We start from the raw sequence: 23447 nt of genomic DNA, 5'->3' as shown, positions 1-23447 counted from the left end.
GGACTTTCACCCTATAGATAATGCCCATGCCGGGTAAACTAAAGGGGCTGTTGCATAGTTTTGCAATAGCCCTTGTTTATTTGCTTAATTCAAAATTGCCCTTTAAAGTCTTTCCCGAGCGGCATCAATGGCTGCTTGTACCGTTTCTGCTGCTGGTCCACCCACCACTTGGCGGGCGGTGACACAGTGCTCCACACTGATGGCATCATAAACATCCTGCTCTATTTTTTCGTTCAACTCTTGATACTCGGCCAAAGTCATTTCTTCCAAAGCCTTGTGGTTTTGAATGCAGTAAAACACCGCTCTACCCACAATCTCATGGGCCTGGCGGAAAGGAATGCCCTTTTGTACCAAATAGTCTGCCAAGTCGGTGGCATTGGTAAATCCACCCTTAGCTGCTGCCGCCATTTGTTTTTCCTTTACCTTCATGGTGGCAATCATCGGCCGGAATACCATCAGGCACTTTTTCACGGTGTCCACCGCATCAAACAGTGCCTCTTTATCCTCTTGCATGTCTTTATTGTACGCCATGGGCAGTCCCTTGAGCATGGTTAACAGTGTCATCAAATCGCCATATACCCGACCGGTTTTACCCCTGATCAGCTCTGCTGCATCTGGGTTTTTCTTTTGGGGCATAATGCTGGAACCGGTGCTGTAGGCATCGTCCAATTCCACAAAGCTAAATTCAGCGGAAGACCAAAGAATAATCTCTTCGCAGAACCGACTGAGGTGCATCATAATCAGTGACGCTGCCGCACAAAACTCCACCGCAAAGTCCCGATCGCTAACCCCATCCATGGTGTTTTCACTAATGTTAGCAAAACCCAGCTGCTGGGCCACATCATGCCGATCCAACAGGAAGGTGGTGCCTGCCAACGCCCCAGAACCCAGCGGCATCACGTCGGTTCGCCTGTAGCAGTCCTGTAGGCGATCGCTGTCCCGCTGGAACATTTGCACATAGGCCAGCAGGTGGTGGGCCAATGTGATGGGCTGGGCCCGCTGCAGGTGGGTATACCCGGGCATAATGGTGCCCTTGTTGGCTTCGGCCAAATCTAATAAAGTTATCCGCAGCTCTTTCAACAGTTGTTGAATTTGCTTGATCTCATCCTTCATAAACATGCGGATGTCTAAAGCCACTTGGTCATTGCGACTGCGGGCGGTATGCAGTTTTTTACCCACATCGCCAATGCGCTGAATTAACAGTGTTTCCACATTCATGTGGATATCTTCAGCCGCCACATCAAATTCCACTTGTCCCGCTTCAATATCGCGCAAAATGCCTGTTAAGCCAGCAACAATTTGCTCCGCATCCTGGGTGGTAATTACCCTTACTTTGGCCAACATTTTGGCATGGGCGATACTGCCGGTGATGTCATATTTGTATAACCGTTGGTCAAAGGATATGGAGGAATGAAAGTCCTCCATCAGTTGGTCAGTGGTTTTTTGAAACCGACCACCCCATAATTTCATCTTCAACACCCTTTACTAATTATTTAATGTCCAGTTACGTTTTAAAGGGCTTGATAAATCAAGCCCCTACAAAACCACAGACATATATCTAATTTACAACTGTAGGGGCTCAATTCATTGAGCCCATGACATGCATTGTTACTTCTTCAGTTTCCGCTCCATCAATGCCCTCACTGTCAATGGTAACCCAAACAGGTTGATAAACCCTTCGGCATCGGCTTGGTTGTATACATCGTCCTCGCCAAAGGTGGAAAACTCTTCATTGTACAGTGAATATGGAGATTTAGCACCAGCCGGGGAGATGCTACCTTTGTACAGTTTCAGCTTCACTGTACCGGTGACGTTTTGCTGAGTCACATTAACAAAGGCATCCATCGCTTCCCGTAGCGGTGTAAACCACACACCATCGTAAACCAATTCGGCATATTTCAGCGCCAGTTGTTCTTTATAGTGCAGGGTGGCCCGGTCTAATGTCAATAACTCCAATTCTTTATGAGCTGCCACCAGTATAGCCCCACCGGGGGTTTCGTAAACGCCGCGGGATTTCATGCCCACCAAGCGGTTTTCCACCATGTCCACAATACCCACACCGTTGGCACCACCGATGTCATTTAATTTTTCCAGCATCTCTACTGGGCCATAGGCTTCACCGTTTAATTTCACCGGCACCCCTTGTTCAAACTCCAGCTCCACAATGGTTGGTTTGTCTGGGGCCTTTTCCGGTGGTACCGTGAGCATCAGTACGTCGTCCGGTGTGCCCAGCCAAGGGTTTTCTAAGTCGCCACCTTCATGGCTGATATGCCACAGGTTGCGATCCCGGCTGTAAATACTTTTTTTGGTCACCGGTACTGGAATTCCCCGGGCCTCTGCATAGTCAATGGCATCTTCTCGGGATTTAATATCCCAGATACGCCAAGGGGCAATAATTTTTAGGTCGGGGTTCAGAGCTTTAATACCCAGTTCAAAGCGCACTTGGTCATTACCTTTACCGGTGGCACCGTGGGCAATGGCCACCGCCCCTTCTTTTTCGGCAATTTCCACCAGTCTTTTGGCAATCAGTGGTCTAGCCATTGAGGTACCCAGCAGATATTTGCCTTCATAAATGGCACCAGCCTTGACGGTGGGGTAGATATAGTCGGTGACAAATTCTTCCCGCAGATCTTCAACATATAATTTGCTGGCACCACTTTGTTTTGCCTTTTCTTCCAGCGGAGCCAGTTCTTCCCCTTGACCGAGGTCAGCGGTCACCGCAATTACTTCATAACCGTAGTTTTCCTTTAACCAGGCGATGATAATTGAAGTGTCCAAACCGCCTGAATAAGCTAGTACAACTTTTTCCATGGATATTCTCTCCTCTATTGCATGTATAAATATACAATAACATGCATTTTATTCGCATACAATATGTTATTCGACATCAACGCTTATTTTCCTTGTTTTTAATTAAAATTATTCCATAAGCAAAGCCATTACTGCTTTTTGGGCATGCAGGCGATTCTCAGCTTCATCCCAAACCACCGCATGGGGACCATCGATGATTTCTGCCGTTACCTCCTCGCCCCGGTGGGCTGGTAAGCAATGTAAAAATATAAAATCTGCCTTGGCATGGGAAACCAGTTGGCTGTTCACTTGGTAAGGGGCAAATATTTTAGCCCGCTGGGCGGCCTCTTGCTCTTGGCCCATGCTGGCCCAAACGTCGGTCACCACCACATCGGCATTGGTCACAGCCGCCACCGGATCGTCTGTAATGTCCACCGAAACACCGTTTTGGGCCGCCGCCTGCCGAGCTCGCTCCACAATCGTTTGATGGGGCTGGTAACCCGCCGGTGATGCCACCGCTACCTGCATTCCCACTTTGCTGCATCCCAGTAATAATGAGTGGGCAATGTTGTTGCCATCGCCGACATAGGCTAATTTTAATCCCGCCAGCTGTCCTTTGTGTTCTTTAACGGTCATTAAGTCGGCCAGTATTTGACAAGGGTGAAGTAAGTCCGTTAAACCGTTAATTACCGGCACAGTGGCATACTCGGCCAGTTCTTCTACGTCACTTTGGGCAAAGGTGCGAATCATAATGCCATCCACAAAACGGGAAAGCACCCGGGCGGTGTCGGCCACCGTTTCACCTCGGCCCAGTTGAATATCCTTACTGGACAAGAACAGCGCCTGGCCGCCCAATTGGTACATGCCCACTTCAAAGGATACCCGGGTGCGGGTTGAGGACTTCTGAAAAATCATGGCCAGCGTTTTGCCCTGTAAGTAAGGGGTGGGAACATTATTCTGTTTCAGTTGTTTAAGTTCAATGGCGGTATCCAATATTGTTAATAGCTCTTGTTGGCTATAATCGGCTAGGGTTAATAAGTCCCGACCTTTAAAATTTTGTTGTAACAGTAACATTATTAAAACCTCGCTCAGTTATATTTATACAAATTCCTTTTATATTCATGCAAACTAATGGGCTGGGGTATTGTGCCTTGGCTAATGCTCTTTATGGCCATTGCCAACACTTTGGCGGTATCCAATGAGGTTAGACAGGGTACTTTATATTCCGCTGCTGTCCGGCGGAGCTTAAAGCCCTTTCTGGTGGCCACCTTGCCTTTAGTGGGAGTATTCACCACCAATTGCACCTGGCCACTGCGCACCGCTGCCAGCGGATCGGCCATAAACTCCACCTCCAAGCCGGAGTCCCGCAATACTTGGGTGGTGTTGGCGGTGGCACACAATTTAAAGCCCAGGGCTGCATAAAGTTTGGCCACCGACGCTGCCTCTAGTTTATCCCGATCGGCCACTGAAAATAGCACCGTGCCGCTTTTCACCACCTTCATGCCCGAAGCGATGATGGCTTTATAGAAGGCATAGCTGAAGGATTCATCTACCCCCATCACTTCGCCGGTGGATTTCATTTCTGGCCCCAGCGAAGTTTCCACTAAGCCCAATTTTTCAAAGGAGAACACCGGCGCCTTAACAGCAACGTATTTAGGTATCGGACCCAGTTTGGCGGTATAACCCTGTTGGGGTAACGTTCTGCCCAGCATCGCCCGGGTGGCCACCTGCACCATCGGCACGCCGGTTACTTTGCTCAATATCGGCACCGTCCGGGATGCCCGGGGGTTTACTTCCAACACATAGACCCCATCTTTAGCCACCACATATTGAATATTGATTAAGCCGCTAATCTTTAGGGCTTTACCGATGCAAATGGTGTTGTTTATAATTTGCTCCTGTTCAGCTTGGGTTAAGGTTTGGGGCGGATAAACGGCAATGCTGTCACCGGAGTGCACGCCAGCCCGCTCAATGTGTTCCATAATGCCGGGAACAAAGATGTTTTCTCCATCCCCAATGGCATCCACCTCCACCTCTTTGCCCCGGATATATTTATCCACTAAAACTGGGTGTTTGGGTGACACCTGGACAGCGGTTTCCATATATTTTATCATTTGGGTGGTATTGTAGACAATTTCCATCGCCCGACCGCCCAATACATAGGAAGGACGCACCAACACCGGGTAGCCCAAATCCTCAGCAATGGTCACCGCTTGCTCTACAGCGGTGGCAGTTTGGCCTTCGGTCTGGGGAATGTTTAAGTGTTGCAACAGCCTCTCAAATTTCTCCCGGTCTTCGGCGGCATCAATGGATTCCACTGGTGTGCCTAAAATTTTTACTCCTAAGTCCGCCAGTTCGTTAGCTAGGTTAATGGCGGTTTGCCCACCAAATTGCACCACCACCCCCAGCGGTTTTTCTTTATCGATGACATTTAGCACATCTTCCACCGTTAAGGGTTCAAAGTAAAGTTTGTCAGCGGTATCAAAGTCAGTGCTGACCGTCTCGGGATTATTGTTAATGATAATGGCCTCAATGTTTTGCTGTTGCAATCCCCACACCGAATGCACCGAACAGTAATCGAATTCAATTCCCTGGCCTATGCGAATGGGGCCAGAACCCAACACCAACACCTTTTGCCGTTTACCGACCGCCACCTCGTCTTCCGCATCATAACTGGAATAATAGTAGGGGGTGGCCGAAGCAAATTCGGCGGCACAGGTGTCCACCACTTTGTAGGTGGGATAAATGGCAAAATGCTGCCGCAGTTCCCGCACCTCCATTTCGGTCAGTCCAATCAGTCGGCCAATATAGCTGTCCGGAAAGCCCATGGTTTTGGCCCGCCGCAACAATTCTGGCTCTGGGCCGGAGCCAGCCGACCGCAATTCGTCTTCCAGCACCACCATATTTTTGATCTTCTCTAAAAAGAAGCAATCTATTTTAGTCAGATGATGTACTTCCCGCAGTGTCCAGTAGCGACGAAAGGCTTCGGCCACTGCAAAAATCCGCTCATCGTCTGCGTGTCGCAATTTATCTTCCAATTCCATTTCCGACCAACTGTTTGAACCTTTAAGTTGTAGGCTGTCTACGCCGATTTCCAACGATCGCAGCGCCTTCATCAAAGAACCTTCGAAGGTGCGGTCAATGGCCATCACTTCACCGGTGGCCTTCATTTGGGTAGTCAGCACCCGGTCACCGCTGCCAAACTTATCAAAGGGCCAACGGGGAATTTTAGTGACCACATAATCTAAAGCCGGCTCAAAGCAGGCGCTGGTGGTGCCGGTGACCGGGTTCACCATTTCATCTAAATTTAAACCAATGGCAATTTTGGCCGCTATTTTAGCAATGGGATAACCGGTGGCCTTAGATGCCAGGGCCGAAGACCGACTAACCCGGGGGTTTACTTCAATGACATAATACCGATAACTGTTGGGGTCTAGGGCGTACTGAATATTGCAACCACCGGCAACCCCGAGCGCTCTGATGATTTTAATGGCTGCCGTTCGCAACAGCTGGTACTCTTTATCCGCCAACGTTTGGGATGGCGCCACCACAATGCTGTCCCCGGTATGGATGCCGACGGGGTCGATGTTCTCCATGTTGCAAATGGTAATGCAGTTATCGGCGCTGTCCCGCATCACTTCATACTCAATCTCTTTCCAACCGGCCACACTGCGCTCCAGTAGCGCCTGGTTAATCATGCTCATTTTTAGGCCCCGGTGTAGAATCTTCACCAGCTGGTCTTCATTTTCAGCAATGCCGCCACCGGTTCCGCCCAAGGTGTAGGCAGGACGGACAATGATGGGGTAGCCAATCTGATTGGCAAAGTCAATGCCCGCCGGCACACTTTCCACAATGGTACTTTCGGGAACCGGTTCGCCAATGGCTTGCATGGTGTCCTTAAACAGTTCCCGATCTTCGGCCCGTTTGATGGTTTCCAGTGAAGTACCCAGCAGTTCCACCTGATATTTTGCCAACACGCCCTGTTCTGCCAATTCCACCGCCAAATTCAAACCGGTTTGCCCACCCAAGGTGGGCAACAACCCTTGGGGTTTTTCCAACTCAATAATACGCTCCAGGTTTTGCCAGGTCAACGGTTCAATATATACTTTGTCGGCAATGTCGGCATCGGTCATGATGGTGGCGGGGTTGGAATTTACCAGCACCACCGACAGGCCTTCTTCCTTGAGAGATTTGCAGGCTTGGGTGCCAGCGTAGTCAAATTCTGCCGCCTGACCGATAATAATTGGTCCAGAACCGATCACCAGTACTTTGTTGATGTCTTTGCGTATTGGCATATTTTAACCTCCCAGTGCTTGATCCAGTATCTCGATGGCTTGATCTATATCGGCCTGCTTGATGATTAACGGTGGCAAAAATCTCAGCACGTTGTTGTTAGCACAGTTGATTAACAATCCTTGCTGGCGGCAACGGTTGACAATTTCTTTGCCCTCCACTGTCAGTTCCACACCAATCATTAAGCCAGCACCGCGGATTTCTTTAATCTGTTGATATTTACCCGCCAAAAACTTTAATTTGTCTTTAAAGTACTGCCCCATCTGCTGGGCATTTTCCATAACCCCTTCATCCAACAGCACCTGCACGGTGGCCAACGCTGCGGTGGCAGCCAATGGATTGCCGCCAAAGGTGGAGGCATGATCGCCGGGCTTAAAGGCAGCGGCCACTTGCTCTTTTGCCAACATCGCCCCAACGGGAAAGCCATTGCCCAATGCTTTGGCTAAGGTAAAAATATCCGGCTCCACGCCGTACAATTGATGGGCTAAAAATTTGCCAGTCCGCCCCAAGCCACATTGTACCTCGTCAAAAAGCAGCAGCAAATTATTTTGTTTACATAATTCCGCTACCCCTTGTAAATACTCCTTGCCGGCGGGATGCACTCCCCCCTCCCCTTGGATGGGTTCCAACATGATGGCACAAGTATGGGGGCCTATGGCTTGTTTTAGTGCCTCTAGGTCGTTAAAGGGCACATATTTAAAACCCGCGGGCAGTGGTTCCAAGTCCTTTTGATATTTGGGCTGCCCGGTGGCGGTGATGGTGGCTAACGTCCGACCGTGAAAGGATTGAATGGCGGTAATGATTTCATATTTATCCGGGCCATAGTTTAGCTTGGCGTATTTCCGCGCCAGTTTAATGGCCCCTTCATTGGCTTCTGCCCCGCTGTTGCAAAAAAACGCTTTATCGGCACAACTGTTCTCCACCAACAATTTGGCCAACTGTACCTGGGGCTCAATGTAGTATATATTTGACACATGCATCAACGTATTGGCTTGGCGCCAAATGGCCTTGACCACCCGGGGGTGACAATGCCCCAGAGAGTTAACTGCTAGCCCAGCCAAAAAGTCTAAATACTCTTTACCGTCGGCGTCCCAAACCTTTACTCCCTTCCCTTTAACTAAAGCCATTGGTAGGCGCCCATAGGTGTTCATCACATATTGACTACCCATTGCCATAATTTCTTTGGTTTTCATTCCTTAACACCTCCAAATATCTTAGGGCACCACCATGGTGCCAACGCCTTGATCGGTAAACACTTCTAATAACAGCGAGTGCGGCACTCTGCCATCCAAAATGTGGGTAGACTTAACACCGCTATTGATGGCCGAAACACAACACTCCACCTTAGGGATCATGCCACCGGCAATCACCCCTTGTTCAATCAACCCAGGGATTTCGTGACTGCGGATTATTGAGATTAGCGAGCTGCGGTCTTGTTGATCCCTCAAAATTCCTTCCACATCGGTGAGAATCATTAATTTGGTGGCACCCAGCGCCTCGGCCAACTTGCCAGCCACGGTGTCAGCATTGATGTTATAACTTTCGCCCTTGGCCCCCAGGCCCACCGGGGATATGACCGGGATGTAACCCTCGCCAATTAAAGTGTGCACAATGGCTGGATTAATCTGTTTGACAGTGCCCACATAGCCAATATCACAGCTTTCCAGGTGACCATCGGGGTGGCGAACAACGCCCATTTTTTTCGCTGCTGCAATGAGCCCGGCATCTTTACCGGATATGCCCACCGCTTTGCCACCCATTTGATTGGCCAGCGCCACAATTTCTTTATTCAGCTTGCCATCCAGCACCATCTCCACAATTTCCATCGTCTCTTCATCGGTAACCCGCAAGCCGCCCACAAAGGTACTTTCCTTACCTAACTTTTTCAACATACCGGTGATCTCCGGCCCACCGCCATGCACCACCACCGGGTTGATACCCACAAATTTCATTAGCACCAGGTCGGTGATCACTGCCTGCTTTAACTCACAGTTAACCATGGCGTGACCGCCATATTTAATCACCACGGTGGACCCAGAAAACTTCTTAATATAAGGCAAAGCCTCCACCAAAATGCCCGCTTTTTCTAAAGCATTAAACATAAATCCAATCCCCCCCATGCAAATTTCAAAGGTGTACCATATCAATTAATGTTCTATATAATGTAGGGGCTTGATTCATCAAGCCCGCTAAAGTAACGTTTGTCCTTAAAGCAACAATTACTTACGGTGCCAGACACCCGGGTGGCCTTTGCTTTGGTTTGATATTCGTTTTGATGTTGAGATATAGGTTGGGTAAAAACCTGGCTCCTGCTGCACCGCTCACTTTTGGGATAGTTTCGCAGACCGAACTAACGCTCATCTGGCTATCTACGGCAGGGTTCCCGGCAAATTCGCCGTCCATGGCTCAGTTGCCGGCGGCGCACGTCCTATGCGCCGCCTGCCTCCGACAGCCTACTTCGCTAAGTTCGGTTCACTGCTCAACTATATGTCGTTCGCTTACTGCAGCAGGAGCCGGTTTTTAATATACTTTTTGCTCGTTAAGCATGGGCAAAAGCCACCGGCATCATAATTCAAAATTGCCTTTACGTCCGATAACTGCCGTTAATCCGCACATATTCGTAGGTGAGGTCACAGCCCCAGGCGGTGGCGCTGTAGTGCCCTTCCTTTAGGTCAACAGTCACTGTCACTTGGTCTTTACCCAGAATTTCCGCGGCCCGCTCTTCGCTAAAGTCAACGGCGCCACCGTTTTTAGCCACTTGCTCATCCCCAATATAAATATCCACTTGCTCCGGGTTAAATTGGGACCCAGAATAACCCACTGCACATAGAATTCGCCCCCAGTTGGCATCTTGACCAAACACCGCTGCTTTAAATAAGTTAGAGCCCACCACCGCTTTAGCGGCCTTGCGGGCATCGGCCATTGTATTGGCGTTCTTCACCCGCACCGTCAACAATGTGGTGGCCCCTTCACCGTCCTTAGCAATGGCCTGGGCTAAGTAACCACAAACCTCCGCCAGCGCCTGCACAAAAATTGCATAATCCGCTGAACCTTCAGTAATGGTGGCATGACCTGCGGTGCCACTGGCCAACAGCACTACGCTGTCGTTGGTGCTGGTGTCCCCGTCCACTGTGATCATATTGAAGGTGTCGTCCACCACTTCTTTTAAGGCACTGTGCAAAACCGTTGGTTCAATCACCGCATCGGTGGCAATAAAGCCCAACATGGTGGCCATATTGGGGTGAATCATGCCAGATCCTTTGGCCATGCCGCCAATGGTTACCGGCACCCCAGCCAATTCAAATTGCACCGCCTTTTCCTTGGGCAGTAAATCCGTGGTCATAATGGCCTTGGCTGCCATCGATCCACCATCGGCCGCCAACTGCTGGGCGGCCTTTTCGATGCCGGGCAAAATCTTATTCATTGGCAGTCTTTGGCCAATTACTCCGGTGGAGGCCACCAACATATGCTGTTCACCAACCCCCACCGCCTTAGCCGCTGCCGCCGCCATGGCCTTGGCATCAACCATACCCTGGGGACCATTGCAGGCATTGGCATTGCCAGAGTTAATAACCACCCCATGGGCATAACCCTTTGCCAAATACTCCATAGATAACAATAGTGGGGCTGCCTTTACCACATTGGTGGTAAATACCCCCGCCGCGCTGCAGAGCTTGGCATTGTATACCAGCGCCAAATCCGGTTTGTCTTTTTTTAATCCGGCATGAATACCGCATGCCATAAAACCTGGCACCGCAGTGATGCCACCGGGAATCTCTTGTATGTTAATCACCGTTTTACCTCCTGAATGATTATTCATTATATAGTAATAATATTCATAGACTGGTTAATTAAAAAGGCTCTAAACTGTCGAGCCCCTTTAGGGATACATTGCCACCATATCTAAGCCGCTCTTTTCCGCTAAACCAAACATGATGTTCATATTTTGCACCGCTTGCCCCGCTGCCCCCTTAACTAAGTTATCAATGGCTGACAGCACAATCACTCTGCCAGTACGAAGATCAGCGGTAACCGCAAGGTCACAGAAGTTGCTCCCGGCCAGCGCTTTGGTTTGCGGCAACATGCCCACCGGCAATACCCGCACAAAATATTCCTGTTGATAAAACTCGCTGTATAACTGATTTAATTCTTTGGTGGTGATTTGCTGGTTAAGGTTAGCATAAATGGTGCTAAGCATGCCTCTGGTCATTGGTGTCAGGTGCGGTGTAAAGCTAACGGTCACTTGGCTACCAACCAGTTTACTTAGTTCCTGCTCTATCTCCGGGGTGTGGCGATGGGTTGCCACACCATAGGCTTGAAAATTCTCGTTTGCTTCCGAGAAGTGGGATCGCAACGACAATCCCCTGCCCGCTCCCGAAACCCCTGATTTGCTATCGATAATTAACGTTTGATGATCAATAAGCTGATTTTTTAAAAGTGGCGCCAAGCCAAGCAAAACTGTGGTGGGATAACAACCGGGGTTAGCCAGCAGCTGGCAGGTTGCAATTTGTTGGCGATTTAGCTCCGGCAAACCATAGACCGCCTGAGCCAATAAATCCGGCGCCAGGTGTTCTACTTGATACCACCCTTGATACAGTTCGCTGGCGTTCAAACGGAAATCTGCTCCTAAATCCACTATTTTTTTGCCTTGCTTAATGACTTCTGCAGCAATTTCCATTGAATGGCCGTGGGGTAAAGCGGTAAAGACCACATCCACCTGATTAACCAACTCTTTAATATCCAGTTCACTGCATTCCAAATCCACATATTGGTAAAGGTGTGGATACACCTGATAATAGGGCGCACCGGAATAACTTCGGGATGTTAAAGCCACCAACTCCACATCCTGATGCCGGGACAATATTCGCACCAACTCAGCCCCGGTGTACCCTGTGGCACCAATCACAGCAACTTTTATCAACTTTTGCACCTCCTGATTTACGATGTGTAAATTAATTTTCATGATGTATGTTCCAGATAAAAGGAACCTTCCAATTATGAATGCTGGATTTTGAATTTTGAATGATTAGCTAATTGATACCATTTAAATAAAAACTAGCCATTCATAATTCAAAATTCCTAATTTATAATTAATTAAGCCAGTTATTTCAGTAACTGGCTGGTTTTAGGTTATTTATAATTATACACCCAACTGAATAAAAATCAATAGTGTTTTTATCTGGTAATATGAATTTTTTTACCGCAGTATTTACACTGGTTTTCCGGGGTCAAACCAACCACCTTGCCATTGTACCAACTGCGGTTGATCAAAATTTTTTTGCACTCTGGGCAATAAGTATTCAATCCCTTGGGGGCATCTAGGTTACCAATGTATACATAACTGAGTTTTTCCAGAGCGATTTCCCGGGCCCGTTTTAATGTCTCCGGCGGTGTGGGGTCCAGCTTAAATTCAAAGTTAGGAAAATAACGGGAAAAGTGCAGCGGGATTTCCGGATTAAGGCTAGCCACCCAATCCACCAGCTGCCTAATTTCTGCCTCGGAATCATTAAGCCCCGGCACCAACAAAGTGGTCAACTCCACATGGCACCTTTGATGAGCCAACTCCACCGTCCGCATCACCGGCTCCAGATGGCCAACACAGTTGTCATGATAGTACTGGTCAGTAAAACCCTTAACGTCAATATTCATGGCATCAATATATGGCAGCAATCCCTTTAAGGGCTCTTCATTGATATAACCATTGGTCACCAACACATTTTTTAACCCTTGGGCTCTGGCCAAGCGGGTGGTGTGAAACACAAATTCATACCACATCAGCGGTTCCGAGTAGGTGTAGGCAATGCCAATATTGGGGTAGGGCTCCTGATTTGCCGCCACTGCCACCACATGGTCCGGCGTAACTTCTATAGTCTGGGGGTCATGGTGGGCAATATTCCAATTTTGACAAAAACCACAGCGCAAATTACAACCGGTGGTGCCCAGCGAAAGAATATAGTTGCCTGGATAATAATGATACAGCGGCTTTTTCTCAATGGGATCCATGGCATGGGCGGACAAGTGGCCAAAGTTCATGCTGTAAAGGGTGCCATCAACGTTTTTCCGCACCCGACAAAACCCGGTTTTCCCCGGGGCAATGGTACAATACTTGGGACAAAGTTGACATAACACCTTACCATCATCTTTAGGTTGCCAAAACATCGCTTGTTGCATAAACACAAAACCTCCGTTGAATATGTAAAACTCACTAAAGTGAATTCCAATAGTTATAATACAGGTGGCTTTTGCCTCTGCTTAACGATAAAAAGTTGATTAAAAACCTGGCACCTGCTGCAGTAAGCGAACGACATATAGTTGAGCAGCGAACCGAACTTAGCGAAGCAGGCGGTCGGAGGCAGGGTGGCGCATAGGACGTGCGCCACCGGCAACTGAGCCATGGACGGCGAATTTGCCGGGAACCCTGCCGGAGACAGCCGGATGAGCTATAGTTCGGTCTGCGAAACTATCCCGAAAGTGAGCGGTGCAGCAGGTACCAGGTTTCACCGCAACTTACATCTAAACAACCAAGCAGACATCAAACCAACCAAAGCCACCTGCGTTTTAACCTAAAGCATAAGTTAGAAAGCGTGTATAACATCGATAAATCGAACCCCTACGAAAAGCATTTGCACGCAGTAATGAGTGTATAAATTAAAGGTTAAGGCAAAAGTTGCTTAAACGGAGCCAGACACCAGCCTGAGTAGAGGCCATGCTAAATAATTTCTGTTAATAAACGGCTGGAATCAGGCACCGTAATTCAAAATTCATAATTCATAATTGCCCTACTTATACCTAACCACCTCAAACCGCTCCAGTGTTACCTGTTCATCGGCTCCAATGCCGGCCTTTTCTTTGGCAATGCTCACTTGGTGTTCGGCGGTATTGATGCCCTCTAAATCAGGCAACAGTAAGCCACTGCGGTGGTCCTTTCTCACAATGACACCGTACCGTTTGGGGTCCAGCTCCTCAATGCTGGCCACCGGTTCCGGTGCGGTCAACACATCCACCGAATAGGTCAGCTCCTCCAATTCATCTGGTTCCACTGGATAGAAGCGCGGGTCGTGGATGCCGGCGCTGATGGCGTTTTGCTGGACCTCCGCCACAATGTTGTCCTTTTGGGGAAAGACCGAGCCAATACAACCCCGCAAATGACCATGTTTTTTAATGGTTACAAAGGTGGCCCCTTTCCCTTTAAATTCAGCGGGAATTTCTTGGTCGCCATAGGTGGGTGCCGACTTACCTAACACATAGTGCTCCAGCGTTTCCCGGGCCACTTTGACGATAAAACTTTCGGCGTTAAGTCTGGCCTTTAATCTCTCTGCCCGCTGTTTTCCCACCTGCCCCAAAATAGCCCGGCTAGCATCCGGGGCACCGGGTGTTAGACGGGCCACCATGTAGCCAACTCCAAAGGGTCCTTCGTAGCAAAGCACCTCGGAATCCACCGCTTTACCTTCCAACGCCCCCATCATCATAATTATTGATCTCAGCCCGCACTCGCCGGCCCGCTCCGCCCTTTCATAATCCATTTGCACTAATCCGGCAGCATCGGCACTAGCCACCAATTGTACCAGCTCTCGATCAAATTCTGCGGCAGAGGGCTCATAACCGGCCGGAGCGCCTGGTTTCAGGCGGTGAGACAAATCCGCACTGGCAATTAATGCCACCTTTTGTTTGTTAACCTCCGCCGCCTTATCCACCGCAATGCCAAATCGATAAAGCTGTTCAAAGGAAAACATCGCCATTGATGTTACCACCAGCGGTAGCTCCAACCCGGCCTGTCGCATAAAATATAACGGCACCGTCACACCATGGTCCAACGCCAAATCCACTTGAAATTCCTTAGCCAGCAATTGATCCAGTTCAGCAGCCACCAAGTTTAATTTACCACATTGGTTGATAATTTCCCGGACCAATTGAGCATTATTACTGTAGTCAAAGGTAACCTGGGGCGCACCAAATTTAGCTAACCCCCCTTTAAGCCGGGGTGCCATATTGACCACTATGGCATCAGAAAAGAGCGGGCTGTGGGGTGAAATAATCACCATTGTTTCGGCGCCGCTGGCCTTAATTTGTTCAGCCAATTTCAAAAATGCCCTTTGGGTGTTGCTGACTTGGTTGGCTTCCTCCTTGCCCACCTCTGGTACCGCTATCGGTGGGTGGGGCACCACACCGCAAATTACTATCGACATCACAAATCCCTCACATTTAATATAGTTATCTTAATATAACCTGACAAAGCTGACATTATTTTCTTATAATTTTCTGCCTTTTACTATAAAGTCCTGCCCTAGGTTGCACCGATAAGTTAATATAGAGGTATATCTTGATTGGGTGGTGGTGAAAATGAATATTAGCAAAATACTACCTGCTTTGTTGAAGGTGCAACAACCTAAAAACGTAACTTCCCAACAGACCCCGAAAAATAGTTTTATCAATCAGCAGGCCTTGAAAGATGTTAATGCCATGAAGGCCACCGTCTCTGTCACTAAAGAAACCGCTGTAAAAGACCAAGACAGTATACAACCCCGGCCAGCCAATCATCCAGAAATAACTTATCTGCCTTTACCCTTAAAGGCTGAACCATTTAAATCGGCGCTATTCTTTGTCCGTAAATATAACAACAATCAATCGGTGGATGAGCAGAATAGTTCGGCATTTTTTATTAAGCTGGATACCGATAACCTGGGTGTGGTATGGATCGGCTTGGAACATATGCCCCAGCAAGGTTTAGGGGTGAGATTTGTCACCGACCAGGAATGTCATCGACAAGCAATAGCGGAAATACTGCCCGCCATCAAACAGGATTTAGTATCGCTGGGTTGTGGTAACGTTGTCACCACTTGCTACGTCCAAACCAATGTGCGCCACTGTCAAGACATTGACCCCTGTGCCGTCGCTGCAGAGGTAATTACTTCGCTGATGGATTGGACTGTTTAAGGGGGCATAAACGATGGGCGCTAAAAATAAAAATTATGTTCGGGTGGCCGCTGCCCTAAGATATAACGTCGGTGAAGACAATGCCCCTAAAATTGTGGCCGCCGGTCGCGGGGCAATGGCCAAAAAAATTGTTGACATTGCCAACCAAAAAGACATTCCCATCCATCGGGATAAAGTGTTGGCCCAAACCTTAACCGAATTGGGGGTTGGGGTGGAAATTCCCCCGGAATTATATCAGGCGGTGGCTAAAATATTAATTCAAGTGGCCCGGCTGGATAAAAAACTGGAAAATGATTAAACCGAGCGTCAGCGCTCGGTTTAGTGGGGTAAGTCAGTGGCAATTTGCTGCAGTGCCTCTAAGGCATAGTCAACCTCTGACGGCGTATTAAAATAAGAAAAGGAAAACCTCACCAGTTTATTTTCAAAGGTACCAATGGTGCGGTGGGCATCGGGAGCACAATGCAATCCCGCTCGGCAGGCAATATTATATTTTTCATCCAACACTTTGCCCACATCCCCAGCCTTAACATTCTTAAAGGTAAATGAAACCACCGGCACCTGTTTGTCCAGATCCATCGGCCCATAGATCACCAAGTTGGGGATATCCTTAGCTCCGCTGATAAATCTTTGGGCCAGTTGCTTTTCCCTTAGCCTGATCCTCTCCATTCCTTCCCGCTGAATAAATCTCAAACCGGCACCCAGTCCAGCGATGCCAATGGCGTTAAGGGTACCACTTTCATATTTCTCCGGCAGTATTTCCGGCTGACCGGGGGTGTCGGATTTACTGCCGGTACCGCCCTGGCGCAACGGTATCAGCGGCAATCCACCGCCAACGTAAAGCACTCCGGTCCCCTGGGGACCAAATAAGCTTTTGTGACCGGGGCAGGCCAGCACATCAATATTAAATGCCTGCACGTCAATATCCTCTATACCGGCCGTTTGAGAGGCATCCAACAAAAAGTAGAGGTTATATTTCTTCGCCAATTGCCCCAACTCCTTTACCGGCATAATGGTTCCGGTAACATTGGATGCATGGGTAACCACCAATAACTTGGTATTGGGTTTAATGGCCCTTTCGGTTTCCTGCACACAAAGATGCCCCTGCTGGCTGCACTTAACCTTGGTCACCTGAATAACACCCTGCTGTTCTAAAAAATAGAGCGGCCGGGATACCGAATTGTGTTCCATCGAACTGGTAACCACATGATCTCCTGGCTTTAGTAAACCCTTTATGGCTGTATTTAAACCGTCGGTGGCATTTAACGTAAAGCTAATTTGCTGTGGATCATCAATATTAAATTGCTTAGCCAAAAGTTCTCTGGTTTCATCCACCATGCCATTGGCCACTACCGTCCTTTTGTGTCCTGCCCGCCCCGGGCTGGCACCCACCTGATGCATAAAATAATCCATTGCCTGCCACACTGCAGGTGGTTTGGGCCACGATGTGGCCGCATTATCAAAATAGACGTACTTCATAATTTCACCTCACAGTATATTACTGCCCCTATATTGAGGTGATATTATAAAAAACATTTGGCTATTTTTCTTATTTTTGTAAGCAGATTATCCCCCGGAACATAACATATTAAAGAGATGAGATGTTGAGGTGGATAAAACATGTTTTTTCTAGTTAATCCAGAAGTTTTTTCAACCATGGTAGCTTTCAGTAAAAATAAAAAGGATGAAAAAACCATCCTTTTTGCCACTGTAGAAGATAATCCCAAGATATTTGTACTAAACTTGCACGATCTAAGTATCAGTGTTTTGGGTCGGGTGGTGGAGTAAGACCGATTAGTTCGCTTGTTCAGTGTTTTCTACATTTTCAGCATAATATTTAATTACCCCTGCATAGATGCTCCAAGCCATTTTAGATTGATAAGCCGGGTCCAACAGTAGTTTTTCTTCTTTGGCATTGGTGATAAATCCTGTTTCCACTATCACGGTGGGCATATTGGTATTCCGGGTAATGAAAAAATCCACTGCTTTCGGGGTTCGCCTGGTGTTGGCCAATAATCTGGTTATTTCCTCTTGAATACAGTTTGCTAAACGTTGGCTTTCCTTAGACCCTGGCTGATAAAAAACTTGTGCCCCATGCTGACTGGCGTCAGGGTAGCTGTTACAGTGGATACTGATAAATAAATCAGCATTGCGATCGTTAGCCATCTTAACCCTTTGAGAAAGGTCCTCCCGGTGTCTTGATGACATGCCTTTGATGCCGTCACCGGATAAGTGGGTATCGGTTTCTCTGGTTAAAATAACTGCGGCACCGGCCTGGCCTAAGATGGTGGCTAATCGCTTGGATATTTCTAAATTAATATTTTTTTCTTCAACCCCGTTGGGACTAACTTTTCCCGGGTCCACTCCACCATGGCCTGGGTCAATGACTATCACCTTATTGGCAACAGACCATGACATTGCTTCAATAGCCTCTTGTTCTAACTTAATTTGCGTTTGGTCATATATCTTGGCCACAATCAGTGCCAAAATAATGGCAAACAATAAATAGCGTTTGCGAAAATGCATAACTCTCATGTAGACTGCCATCGCTACACACCCCTTGCATATCTTCTCAGTGGATGATATGCAGCAAAAGCCAATAAAATGCATAAATGCATTTTACTGGCTTAAACTAACTGGCCTATGGCATTAAAAAAGGAAGGTCATTAGCAACCTTCCTTTTGATATCAACACAAGTATTAACGTTTTGAGAACTGTGGTGCCCGACGAGCTTTTTTCAAGCCGTACTTGCGACGTTCCTTCATTCTTGGGTCACGGGTTAAGAAACCAGCACGCTTAAGCACAGGGCGCAGGTTAGGATCTGCTTGTACCAATGCACGGGCAATACCATGTCTTACTGCACCGGCTTGGCCAGCGGTACCACCACCATGTACTTTACACATTACATCAAAACGACCAACTACACCGGTGATTTCCAGTGGTTGACGAATGATCATTTCTAAGGTTTTACGTCCAAAATAATTATCTACAGTTTTATTATTAACCACAAGCTTGCCTTCGCCAGGGATCAGGTATACCCGAGCTACAGCATTCTTTCTCCGACCAGTACCATAAAATTGAACTTGAGCCACGCTAACAGCCTCCTTCCATCAAAACTATCTTAGAAATTCCAAACCTCAGGCTGCTGAGCCTGGTGTGGATGTTCAGCGCCTTGATATACTTTCAGCTTTTTAACTTGTTTAGCACCCAAACTGTTATGGGGTAACATGCCTTTAACAGCCTTTTCAATTGCTCTTTCTGGCTTGGTGCTCATAAAGTCACGATATTTTGTTTCCTTTAAACCACCTGGGTACCCAGAGTGACGATAGTACACTTTTTGATCCAATTTGTTACCGGTTAAAACTGTTTTTTCAGCATTGATCACAATTACAAAATCACCGGTATCAACATGGGGGGTAAAGGTTGGCTTATGTTTTCCACGCAGAATACGAGCCACCTCAGTAGCCAATCTACCCAGTGGCTTACCTGCAGCATCTATAATATACCATTTCTGCTGGACTTCTTCTGCTTTTGCCATATAAGTCTTCATTAAATTATTTCCCTCCTTGCTACAACAACCATTAGTAGAACGGGGCGGGACTACTTCTGGTCACATAATAGTATTTTAATATATGGTACAAGTGGTGTCAAGCAGAACACGTTTCCAGGCGTCTCAAATTTGTGTTAATGCTTACCACCATATACTGCCATTATCAATAATATATTTCCTCTAAACAAAGCCCTTGGGGTGGCACCGTCGGACCAGCCTTGGTGCGATCTTTACTACTAATAATGTCGGTAATCTTATTGGGTTCCAGTTTGCCTAACCCCACCTGAATTAAGGTGCCAGTAATAATTCTGACCATATTATACAGAAAACCATTGCCGGCCACTGTTAAAATGATATTATTGTCCATTTTCTCCACTTGGGCATTGATTATTTTTCTGACGGTGGATTTTACCGGTGTACCCTGGGCTTGAAAGGCTTTAAAGTCATGTTCCCCTAACAGGCACTGGGCGGCAATGTTCATTAACCCCACATCCAGCGGCCGGGGCTCATGTAGGGCAAACCTTTTGGTAAAGGGATTTTGTATCCGATGATTATAAATGGTATAGGTATAGGTTTTGCCCAAAGCCGAAAATCTGGCATGAAAGTCGTCAGCCACATACTCTGCTGCCGTTACGGCCACATCCCTAGGTAGCAAAGCATTGACAGCCAGTGGCAGTTTATTCAGCGGCACAGGCCAACAGTCACTTTTAAAATTTACCACTTGACCCCTGGCATGCACCCCGGAATCTGTTCTGCTAGCTCCAATCACTTGGATGCTACGTTTTGCCAGTTTAGAAAGGCTCTGCTCTAACAATTGTTGAATAGTCACAAAGTTAGTGCCCCGCTGTTCCTGAAAACCATAATAATCAGTCCCATCATAGGCCACTGTTAATTTTATATTGCTCACTAATCATCACCAACCTAACCGGTGGGTTAAGGCCAATAGCAAAAATATCACCGCTATGGTTACCGCCATGTAATCCTGAGGGCCAATGGTCAGCGGTGTCATGGTGGTTCGGTTAAGCCCGCCTCGATAGCACCTTGAATCCATGGCAGTGGCCAGTTCTTCTGCCCGCCGTAATGATGTTGCCAACAGTGGTACCAGAAATGGCACTATTGCCTGTAATCGCTTGGTAATACCACCTTGGTTAAAACCAGCCCCCCGGGACCGTTGGGCCTTGATTATAATGTCCGCTTCGTTTAAAAGGGTGGGAATAAACCTTAAGGCAATGGTCATCATCATGGCCAATTCGTGGGCAGGCACACCAAATCTTTTCAGCGGAGATAATATTTTTTCTAATCCTTGGGTTAAAGCGATTGGGGTGGTGGTTGCCGTAAGTACCGAAGCCATAATCACCACCAGTACCAGACGCCCCATGTAGATAACTGCCCTTTGCAGCCCCTGTTTGCTAATATCAAAGTAACCAATGGTTAATAAAGGATCGCCGGGTATGGTAAAGGCTTGAAAAGTGAAGGTCAGCGCTATTAACAGCAATAGTGGGCGCAGCCCTCTAAACAGGTAGAAAAAAAGTTGGTTGATAAAAAGCACTACCAAAGCTATATATAAAGAAGATACCGCCAACCCCCAAAGCCCCGGTTGAATAAATATCCCCACAGCGCTGAGCAAAGTTATTAATATTTTAATTGACGGGTTTAGCCGATGGATGATGGTTTGCCCCGGTACATACTGGCCAATGGTAACATGTCCCAGCATATTTTACCTCCCACATATTTTAAAAGCAGCTTTATTTTTGACGATCTCCTGTACTGCTTTTTCTGGGGTTAAAATGTTGGTGCGCACAGGTATTCCTTTAGCTTTTAAATGTTTCAGTACCTGTACTTCAACAGGAGCAGTTAAGCCAATGGCTGTTAACTCATCTATGCGCGAATAAACTGTTTCTGGAGTACCTTCCATCACTATTTTGCCTCGGTCTAAAACCACCAACCGATCAGCAACGGTTGCTGCATCTTCCATGCTGTGGGTAATCATGATGATGGTCCCTTGGGTAGCCCTTTGCAGCTGCTTTATGTTATTAAAAAAAGTTCTTTTAGCCGCCGGTTCCAGTCCCGCCGTAGGCTCATCCAGTATCAGTATTTTGGGTTGCATCGCCAATACACTGGCGATGGCCACCCTTCTTTTTAAGCCACCGCTTAAACTTAAAGGGGATTCTTCTAGTATCGCTGGTGGTAAGCCAACGTAATCCAACGACCTGTGTACCCGCTGGTCTATTTGTTGGTGCGGCAATGCTAAGTTTTTAAGGCCATAGGCAATTTCATTATAAACGGTGTCTTCAAACAGCTGATGTTCTGGGTACTGAAATACTAATCCCACCTGCCGCCAAAGCTGCAGACGCTGTTTTTTATTGCCACAATCCACACCTAATATTTGTAATTTTCCCTGTTGCGGCGCCAATAGACCATTAAAGTGCTGCACTAACGTTGTTTTACCAGAGCCAGTGGTGCCAATAATGCATAAAAACTGCCCCGCTGGAATCGCAATGGATATATCATCAAGGGCCCGTTTAGCAAAGGGTGTCCCCTGGCTATGGGTGTAACTCAATTTTTCTGCCATCACTGCCCACATAATGTTTTCACCAACTCATCCACACTAATGGGTAACTCGTTAATATTAAAGCCCTGGGCCTTCAATAAACTGGCCATCTGTACCACCACCGGCAGTTCTAGCCCATATTTACTCAGTTCATGCTGCTGAGCAAATACCACTTGGGGCGGGCCATCAAGCATAATCTGGCCATCATTTAACACAATCAATCGGTCAGCCAAGGCCGCTTCTTCCATGTTGTGGGTAATTAATATTATCGTTATGTCCTGCTGTTGGTTAAGTTGCTGTAATATTTGTAGTAGGTCAGCTCTGCCAGCGGGATCAAGCATGGCGGTGGGCTCATCTAATACTAAACATCTGGGCCTCATTGCCAATACGCCGGCAATGGCTAGGCGCTGTTTTTGGCCGCCAGAAAGCAAGTGCGGTGGTAAGTCTTTAACGGATGTCAATTTCAATTTATCCAAATAATAGTCCACCCGGGATCTAATCTCTGTGGGTGACACCGCCAAGTTTTCGGGGCCAAAGGCTACATCATCTTCGGCGATTGCCGCCACCAATTGATTATCCGGGTTTTGAAACACCATGCCAATGATTCCACGAATGGACCAAAGATTTTCATCAATCCCGGTGTCCAATCCAGCCACTTCCACTTTACCCCGCAACGGCTTTAACAGGCCATTTAAGTGTTTGGCCAAAGTGGACTTTCCGGAGCCATTACTGCCCACAATGGCGATAAACTCGCCACAGTTAATGGTTAAATTACAATTGGACAGAGCCAAGGGTTGATTACCGTCCTTGGTTTGGTAGGCAAAATCAACCCCCTGAATTTTTATCAGGGCTGCCCCAGGTTTTGGTTTGGTGTTTGACATACTACTCTCAACTTTCAAAGCCCCTTAAACGCCGAGAAGGAAATCGCAAAGCGATTTCCTACGACTTTAAGAGTATATTCAATGCAATAGTTCTGCATCTACCGCTATACTAATTCTAAAATGGCCATCGGAGACGCATCGCCTCTGCGGAAGCCGGTTTTAACAATACGGGTATAACCACCTGGACGGTCGTTATATTTGGGCGCAATGTCATCAAACAGCTTACGCACCACGTCTTCATCAAAAATGTATTCGAGGCACTGGCGTCTGGCGGCTAAATCATTTTTCTTAGCAACAGTAACCAGCTTTTCTGCTATACTTCTCACTTCCTTAGCCCGTGTTTCAGTGGTTTCAATCCTGTCTTCACGGAATAAAGAAGTTACTAGGTTGCGAAGCATAGCTTTCCGGTGGGCAGTGTTGCGACCCAACTTACGATAGCTCACCGTGCTCC

23 protein-coding genes are annotated in these 23447 nt (G+C 47.5%); 4 read left to right on the top strand and 19 right to left on the bottom strand.

Going from position 1 to position 23447, the window contains the following annotated elements; translation table 11 throughout:
• Positions 1–102 precede the first annotated feature (102 nt).
• The 9 genes from argH to amrS form a co-directional block, all read right to left on the bottom strand.
• Complete coding sequence (gene argH / locus V6C27_11010) at positions 103–1470, bottom strand: argininosuccinate lyase (GenBank protein ID MEG6616946.1); 1368 nt, start codon at positions 1468–1470, stop codon at positions 103–105.
• Between the two features lie 138 nt (positions 1471–1608).
• The gene (locus tag V6C27_11005; GenBank protein MEG6616945.1) at positions 1609–2811 is read right to left on the bottom strand and encodes an argininosuccinate synthase; all 1203 of its coding nucleotides are present in this window, start codon (positions 2809–2811) and stop codon (positions 1609–1611) included.
• A gap of 108 nt (positions 2812–2919) precedes the next feature.
• Entirely contained in the window at positions 2920–3864 is a 945-nt protein-coding gene (gene argF, locus V6C27_11000; GenBank protein MEG6616944.1) for an ornithine carbamoyltransferase, read from the bottom strand.
• A 14-nt stretch (positions 3865–3878) separates the two neighbouring features.
• The gene (gene carB, locus V6C27_10995; GenBank protein ID MEG6616943.1) at positions 3879–7085 is read right to left on the bottom strand and encodes a carbamoyl-phosphate synthase large subunit; all 3207 of its coding nucleotides are present in this window, start codon (positions 7083–7085) and stop codon (positions 3879–3881) included.
• A gap of 3 nt (positions 7086–7088) precedes the next feature.
• Positions 7089–8276 carry an acetylornithine transaminase gene (locus tag V6C27_10990; GenBank protein ID MEG6616942.1) on the bottom strand — a complete coding sequence of 396 codons (1188 nt, stop codon included), beginning with the start codon at positions 8274–8276 and terminating at the stop codon, positions 7089–7091.
• Positions 8277–8297: 21 nt separating this feature from the next.
• Positions 8298–9185: an acetylglutamate kinase gene (gene argB / locus V6C27_10985; protein ID MEG6616941.1), complete on the bottom strand. Its 888-nt coding sequence runs from the start codon at positions 9183–9185 to the stop codon at positions 8298–8300.
• A gap of 482 nt (positions 9186–9667) precedes the next feature.
• Entirely contained in the window at positions 9668–10873 is a 1206-nt protein-coding gene (argJ, locus tag V6C27_10980; GenBank protein MEG6616940.1) for a bifunctional glutamate N-acetyltransferase/amino-acid acetyltransferase ArgJ, read from the bottom strand.
• A 90-nt stretch (positions 10874–10963) separates the two neighbouring features.
• Positions 10964–12004 carry an N-acetyl-gamma-glutamyl-phosphate reductase gene (gene argC, locus V6C27_10975; GenBank protein ID MEG6616939.1) on the bottom strand — a complete coding sequence of 347 codons (1041 nt, stop codon included), beginning with the start codon at positions 12002–12004 and terminating at the stop codon, positions 10964–10966.
• A gap of 254 nt (positions 12005–12258) precedes the next feature.
• On the bottom strand, positions 12259–13254 hold the full coding sequence (amrS, locus tag V6C27_10970) for an AmmeMemoRadiSam system radical SAM enzyme (GenBank protein ID MEG6616938.1): 996 nt from the start codon (positions 13252–13254) through the stop codon (positions 12259–12261).
• A 222-nt stretch (positions 13255–13476) separates the two neighbouring features.
• Between amrS and V6C27_10965 the strand changes: the two genes are divergently transcribed.
• On the top strand, positions 13477–13650 hold the full coding sequence (locus V6C27_10965; GenBank protein MEG6616937.1) for a hypothetical protein: 174 nt from the start codon (positions 13477–13479) through the stop codon (positions 13648–13650).
• Between the two features lie 212 nt (positions 13651–13862).
• Here the strand turns inward: V6C27_10965 and amrA are convergent, their stop codons facing one another.
• Positions 13863–15269 carry an AmmeMemoRadiSam system protein A gene (amrA, locus tag V6C27_10960; GenBank protein ID MEG6616936.1) on the bottom strand — a complete coding sequence of 469 codons (1407 nt, stop codon included), beginning with the start codon at positions 15267–15269 and terminating at the stop codon, positions 13863–13865.
• 154 nt (positions 15270–15423) lie between these two features.
• Here amrA and V6C27_10955 point away from each other — a divergent pair, with 154 nt between their 5' ends.
• Entirely contained in the window at positions 15424–16017 is a 594-nt protein-coding gene (locus V6C27_10955; GenBank protein MEG6616935.1) for a hypothetical protein, read from the top strand.
• A 13-nt stretch (positions 16018–16030) separates the two neighbouring features.
• Positions 16031–16315: an EscU/YscU/HrcU family type III secretion system export apparatus switch protein gene (locus V6C27_10950; GenBank protein MEG6616934.1), complete on the top strand. Its 285-nt coding sequence runs from the start codon at positions 16031–16033 to the stop codon at positions 16313–16315.
• A gap of 20 nt (positions 16316–16335) precedes the next feature.
• On the opposite strand, the gene V6C27_10945 is transcribed toward V6C27_10950, so the two are convergent.
• Entirely contained in the window at positions 16336–17493 is a 1158-nt protein-coding gene (locus tag V6C27_10945; GenBank protein ID MEG6616933.1) for an aminotransferase class V-fold PLP-dependent enzyme, read from the bottom strand.
• 141 nt (positions 17494–17634) lie between these two features.
• Here V6C27_10945 and V6C27_10940 point away from each other — a divergent pair, with 141 nt between their 5' ends.
• Positions 17635–17802, top strand: a complete 168-nt coding sequence (locus V6C27_10940; protein ID MEG6616932.1) for a hypothetical protein — start codon at positions 17635–17637, stop codon at positions 17800–17802.
• Positions 17803–17808: 6 nt separating this feature from the next.
• Here V6C27_10940 and cwlD read toward each other — a convergent pair whose 3' ends face one another.
• From cwlD to rplQ, 8 genes are all read right to left on the bottom strand, one after another.
• Positions 17809–18561 carry an N-acetylmuramoyl-L-alanine amidase CwlD gene (gene cwlD / locus V6C27_10935; GenBank protein ID MEG6616931.1) on the bottom strand — a complete coding sequence of 251 codons (753 nt, stop codon included), beginning with the start codon at positions 18559–18561 and terminating at the stop codon, positions 17809–17811.
• A gap of 152 nt (positions 18562–18713) precedes the next feature.
• Positions 18714–19106 carry a 30S ribosomal protein S9 gene (rpsI, locus tag V6C27_10930; GenBank protein ID MEG6616930.1) on the bottom strand — a complete coding sequence of 131 codons (393 nt, stop codon included), beginning with the start codon at positions 19104–19106 and terminating at the stop codon, positions 18714–18716.
• Between the two features lie 29 nt (positions 19107–19135).
• A complete protein-coding gene (gene rplM / locus V6C27_10925) occupies positions 19136–19564 on the bottom strand; it encodes a 50S ribosomal protein L13 (protein MEG6616929.1) in 429 nt (142 codons plus the stop codon).
• Positions 19565–19727: 163 nt separating this feature from the next.
• Entirely contained in the window at positions 19728–20471 is a 744-nt protein-coding gene (gene truA, locus V6C27_10920) for a tRNA pseudouridine(38-40) synthase TruA (protein ID MEG6616928.1), read from the bottom strand.
• A 6-nt stretch (positions 20472–20477) separates the two neighbouring features.
• On the bottom strand, positions 20478–21278 hold the full coding sequence (locus tag V6C27_10915; protein ID MEG6616927.1) for an energy-coupling factor transporter transmembrane component T: 801 nt from the start codon (positions 21276–21278) through the stop codon (positions 20478–20480).
• Between the two features lie 3 nt (positions 21279–21281).
• Complete coding sequence (locus V6C27_10910; GenBank protein ID MEG6616926.1) at positions 21282–22136, bottom strand: energy-coupling factor transporter ATPase; 855 nt, start codon at positions 22134–22136, stop codon at positions 21282–21284.
• A complete protein-coding gene (locus V6C27_10905; protein MEG6616925.1) occupies positions 22136–22996 on the bottom strand; it encodes an energy-coupling factor transporter ATPase in 861 nt (286 codons plus the stop codon). Before V6C27_10905 ends, V6C27_10910 begins: the two co-directional genes overlap by 1 nt.
• 104 nt (positions 22997–23100) lie before the next feature.
• Positions 23101–23439, bottom strand: a complete 339-nt coding sequence (gene rplQ, locus V6C27_10900; GenBank protein ID MEG6616924.1) for a 50S ribosomal protein L17 — start codon at positions 23437–23439, stop codon at positions 23101–23103.
• Positions 23440–23447 lie beyond the last annotated feature (8 nt).

The sequence above is a fragment of the Peptococcaceae bacterium 1198_IL3148 genome, from assembly GCA_036763105.1.
Lineage (GTDB): Bacteria > Bacillota > Desulfotomaculia > Desulfotomaculales > Desulfohalotomaculaceae > JBAIYS01.
This window is presented reverse-complemented; position numbering and strand designations above follow the sequence as displayed.